4 protein-coding genes are annotated in these 4,525 nt (G+C 59.3%); 3 read left to right on the top strand and 1 reads right to left on the bottom strand.

The features are described from left to right. A partial coding sequence (locus VN887_07015) for a DUF1501 domain-containing protein (protein ID HXT39757.1) occupies positions 1–369 on the top strand: 369 nt, incomplete at its 5' end. A 65-nt stretch (positions 370–434) separates the two neighbouring features. Further along, positions 435–1,049: a PEP-CTERM sorting domain-containing protein gene (locus tag VN887_07010; protein ID HXT39756.1), complete on the top strand. Its 615-nt coding sequence runs from the start codon at positions 435–437 to the stop codon at positions 1,047–1,049. A 25-nt stretch (positions 1,050–1,074) separates the two neighbouring features. Here VN887_07010 and glnE read toward each other — a convergent pair whose 3' ends face one another. Beyond that, positions 1,075–4,011 carry a bifunctional [glutamate--ammonia ligase]-adenylyl-L-tyrosine phosphorylase/[glutamate--ammonia-ligase] adenylyltransferase gene (glnE, locus tag VN887_07005; GenBank protein HXT39755.1) on the bottom strand — a complete coding sequence of 979 codons (2,937 nt, stop codon included), beginning with the start codon at positions 4,009–4,011 and terminating at the stop codon, positions 1,075–1,077. An 82-nt stretch (positions 4,012–4,093) separates the two neighbouring features. Between glnE and VN887_07000 the strand changes: the two genes are divergently transcribed. Further along, on the top strand, positions 4,094–4,525 hold a 432-nt coding region (locus tag VN887_07000; protein ID HXT39754.1), incomplete at its 3' end, for an iron-sulfur cluster assembly protein.

The following is a 4,525-nucleotide window of genomic DNA, read 5'->3' as shown; positions in this document are numbered from 1 at the left end:
ACCGATTTGAAACAACGCGGGCTGCTGGAGGAAACGCTGGTCGTCTGGGGTGGTGAATTTGGCCGCACCCCGACCGTTGAACTGCCTACGCCCGGCTCCAATGCGGGCAAGATCAACGGCCGCGACCATAATCACTATGGGTTCACCATGTGGATGGCGGGCGGCGGTGTGCGCGGTGGTTACGTCCATGGCGCGACCGATGAGTTCGGTTTTCAGGCCGCCGAGAAACCGGTCCACGTCCACGATCTCCACGCGACCATCCTGGCGCTGCTCGGGTTCGATCACGAGAAGCTCACCTTCCGGCATGCCGGGCGAGATTTCCGACTCACGGACGTGCACGGTCACGTGGTCAGGGAACTGATCGCTTGATTCAAGGCGTTTTGCCGGAGCCGCGTTGAAGTGTCGGAGAAGAAATCCGATCAGGTGAAGGAGGTATGAAACCAGAACGGCCCAAATCAATCCGGGCTGTTGCGATTTCTGCGTTCGCAGGACTGGCGACAACAGCTTTGTTTGGACAGGGCTTGCTCGGGGACCAGGCCAGCGGGACCACCGGTGAGATGATCCAAGTATTCTCTCAGATTCCCGACAACCAGGACGCCCAGTCCTTCACCCCGTCGCTTTCCGCCGTTGGCTTCGTCCAATTCCAAACATTTGTCTTCCAAGACAACAACGGAGCGGGTGTCACTTTCGCAGTGAATCTGCGACAGGGTGCCTATAATGGGCCAATTATCAGCAGCACTACACCGGTTGTCTTGCTGAACAGACTCATCACTCAAATCGGCACGTTCTATTTCCCAGCAAATGTTTCGGTGACGCCGGGGCAACTTTATTTCTTCGAGCCAGTCCTTCTGTCCACGGGCAGTCTCGATGTTGGCTATAAGAATCCGTCGAGTTATCTCGGTGGTGACGCCTGGAACAACGGGCTACAGGACACTGGTGACTATTGGTTCCGCGAAGGGATCGTGGTGCCGGAGCCGTCCGTCATTGCTTTGTTCAGCCTGGGGGTAGCAGGTTTGTTCGGCTTCCGATTGGTTGGGAGAAAGTCGTGAGAGTCGGCGCGGTGGCAAATTTACTTCAACTCATCACTGAGTTGTAAACAGAGCGTATCGCCTTCCGATACTCGTTGACCGCGTTCATAAAATCGCTGGCATCGGGAAAGCCACAACGAACGGCCACGCGATACAGCGGTTCGGGTTCATCGGGCAGGACCGTTTCTCCTGCAAAACTCCAGCGGCGCAACACGCCCTCGATGCGCAGGAGCTTGCGATAGTTTTCGATGAGTGAATCGGCGGCAGCGGCGGGCAGCGCGTTTTTCTCGCGGGCAAACTGGAGCGCGCGCAGGGTATTGGGTTCCTGCCAGCCGTGCGCGAGGCAAAGTGTTTGCGCGATGAACTCGGCGTCAACGAGGCCGCCGGCGCCGGTCTTGATGGCCAGGCTTTCTTTGCCCGGCGGCGTGCGTTCCTTCTCGATGCGCGCCCGCATCCCGCAGATTTCCTTTTTCCAATCCGGCCGGTACGCCGTCAACGGCAGGTCCGGCTGGCCGAAGTTCGTCAGGGTGGCGGCCAGTTTCTGGAATCGTTCACCGGTTTTGGTGTCACCGGCGATCGGCCGCGCGCGTGTGAGGCATTGAATTTCCCAGAGCATGGCGCGACGGCGGTAGTAGGCCTCGTACGCATCGAGCGTATTGACGAGCAACCCCTTCTCGCCATCAGGTCGCAGCCGCGCGTCGGTGGGAAATGCGACGCCGAGCTCGGTGGGACTGGAAAGTAGACCCAGTATTTCGGCGGCGAGGCGTTGCAATGCCGGAAGATTTTTCGTTTTGGGATCGGCGACGAAAATGATGTCGAGATCAGAGCCATAGTTGAGTTCCGCGCCGCCCAGCTTTCCCAGGCCGATGATGGCGAACGGCGCGCTCTTGAATTTGTTTTTGCGCAACACGACTTCCAACGCGTATTGCAGGCAGGCATCGGCGAGCGCGGAAAGCTCGGCCAGGTTCAGCTCAAACTCCGCCAGGCCGAGGATGTCCCGCAGTCCGATGCGCATCAATTCCGACTGGTGGTAACGTCGCAGCCAGAGGCGCTGGTCCTTGTCGGCGTGGCCGTGGCGCAGGTCTTCCAGGATTTCGGGCGCAGCCTTGCGGCGGCGAAGGAACCCGCTCACCTCCAGATCGTCAACCAGGTCGGGCGTGCGAATGGCGGTTTCGGCAAGAAATTCGGAGCGGTCGAACAACAGCAGCAGCAATTCGAAAAGTGATGGATTGCTTGTCCAGGTTTCGTAAAGCATCGCGCGCGTGCCGTATGCCGTGATGTAACTGTCCAGCCGCGCCAGCACGCGGTCGGGATCGGACAAGGCGTTCTTCGGCATAGCGACGTTGCCGGAGGAGTCCTTCGTCGGGCAAAGCGAGAATAATTTCTGCGCGAGCTGCATCGCAAGGTCCGTCGTTCGTGGCGAGACGTGAACGTAGCCCGGACCGGCTGCGAATGTCTCGAGCAGAGAAAACGATTTCTCCACGTCTTTGAACGAATGTTCGTTCAAAAGTGTTTTCCATTCAGCCGCATGTCCGGCAAAATCGCGCGGCAACCGGCGGTCGAACGCGGGCCGTTCGGATTTGAGGAGCCCGTCGAAAATCGCGCGCACGCCGCGGGTGTGTTCCCGCAGGGCGGACTCAAAGGCGCGCAGCGAATCGAACCCCATGAGCGCGGCGAGGCGCTGGCGTGCCCGGCGTTCGGAAGGGATCGTATGCGTTTGCAGATTGTTTTCCATTTGCAACCGGTGCTCCACGTCGCGGAGAAAGCGATAGGCCTCGCCGAGCTTTCTGGCGTCGGCTTCCGGCAAAAAACGGTATTGCACGAGTTTTTCAAGTGTCGGCAGTGTCTGTGGATTTTGCAGAAACGGAATGCGCCCGGCATTCAACAATTGCAGAGCCTGGGCGACAAACTCGATTTCGCGGATGCCGCCGCGCCCGAGTTTCACGTTGCGGTCAATTTCCCCCGCCTTGACAATCTCGTTCTCGATGCGCTGTTTGGTGTCTGAGATCTCGCGCAAGACGCGTTCGCCGAGGGCGCGCGGGTAGCGGAAAGGCTGGACTGTTTCCAGGAATTCCGAGGCGAGCGATTCATCACCGGCCACCCGGCGCGCTTTGATGAGCATCATGCGCTCCCACGTCTGGCCCCATTGCGAATAATAATTCTCGTAGCCGTCGAGCGAGCGGGCGAGGGGCCCGGCATCGCCTTCGGGACGCAGGCGCAGGTCGATGCGGAACAGGGCGCCTTCCGTCGTCAGGCGAGTGACCTCGGCGACGAACGCTTCGATAAGCCGCTTGAAAAACTGATGATTGGTCAGGCCTTTGCCGATCTGTTGCGCGCTCGTCGGCGGTTCCTTGAAAACGTGGCCTTCCTCTGTGTACACAAAAATCAAATCGACATCGGAACTGTAGTTCAGCTCCCGGCCGCCAAGCTTGCCCATGCCGAGAACACAAAATTCCGTTGGTCGCCAGCGTTCACCGGCGTCGAGGTGATAGGGCTCGCCGAAGCGTCCGGCGAATTCCCGACGACAGATCTGATGGACGACATCCAGGCAGATGTCAGCCACGTCGGAAATCTCCAGCGTGATTTCCGTGACGTCACCCAGCCGGGCAAGGTCGCGCGCGGCGATGCGGAGCATTTCACGCTGTTTGAAAAGGCGCAACGCGGCGAGGGCGGCGGAATGATCGCGGGAGTCGAGGAATGGTTTCAGCCAGGCGTTTACTTCGCGCCGCAAGCCCCGGTCCTGCCGGGGGCAAAGCAGCAGCTTCGCGTCGAGCGCTTGAGGAAGCCACTCCGGGTGCTTGAGCAACGATTCACCCAGGACCTCCGAGCCGCTGAACAAGGCGGCGAGAATCCGCGCCTGTTCGGGTGATGCCTTTTTCAATTCGGCTGCAGCCCGGGTGTCCTTGAGCCGTTCAAAGCCATGCTTCGCCCGCGGCGGGTCCGCGCTGGTTTCGATCGCCCGTTGCCACACCCGGTCTCGCATGGGATGAATTTAAGTTGAAAATTCAGGACCGGGAAAAGCTTTTCCTGCTTTTCCATCCCGCGTTTTGAGCTAGACTGTTCTCATGCAAAACGTGACCTCGGTGGAATTGACCCGTGATTGCGAAGCGGTCCAGATTCCGGCCGGCCACTCTACCACGCTGCCGGCCGGAACACCCGTGGATATCACACAAACGCTCGGCGGGACCTACACGGTGCATGCGTCGGGAGGTTTGTACCGGATTTCCGGCAAAGACGCCGATGCGCTCGGCTTGCAGAGACCGAACGCAGAAGTGGAGACTGTGTCTGGTGAGGGACCGCTCAGCCAGGAAACGCTGGAAAAAATGGTCTGGGACACGTTGAAGACCTGTTACGACCCTGAGATACCTGTCAACATCGTGGATCTGGGTCTGGTTTACGACATGCAGCTGGAAGCGCAACCGGATGGCCGGCATAAAGTCAGTGTTAAGATGACGCTTACCGCACCGGGTTGTGGCATGGGCTCAGCTATTGCCGGA

The organism is Candidatus Angelobacter sp. (assembly GCA_035607015.1).
GTDB lineage: Bacteria > Verrucomicrobiota > Verrucomicrobiia > Limisphaerales > AV2 > AV2.
The sequence above is the reverse complement of the archived record's forward strand: the minus strand, read 5'-3'. Positions and strand labels throughout refer to the sequence as shown.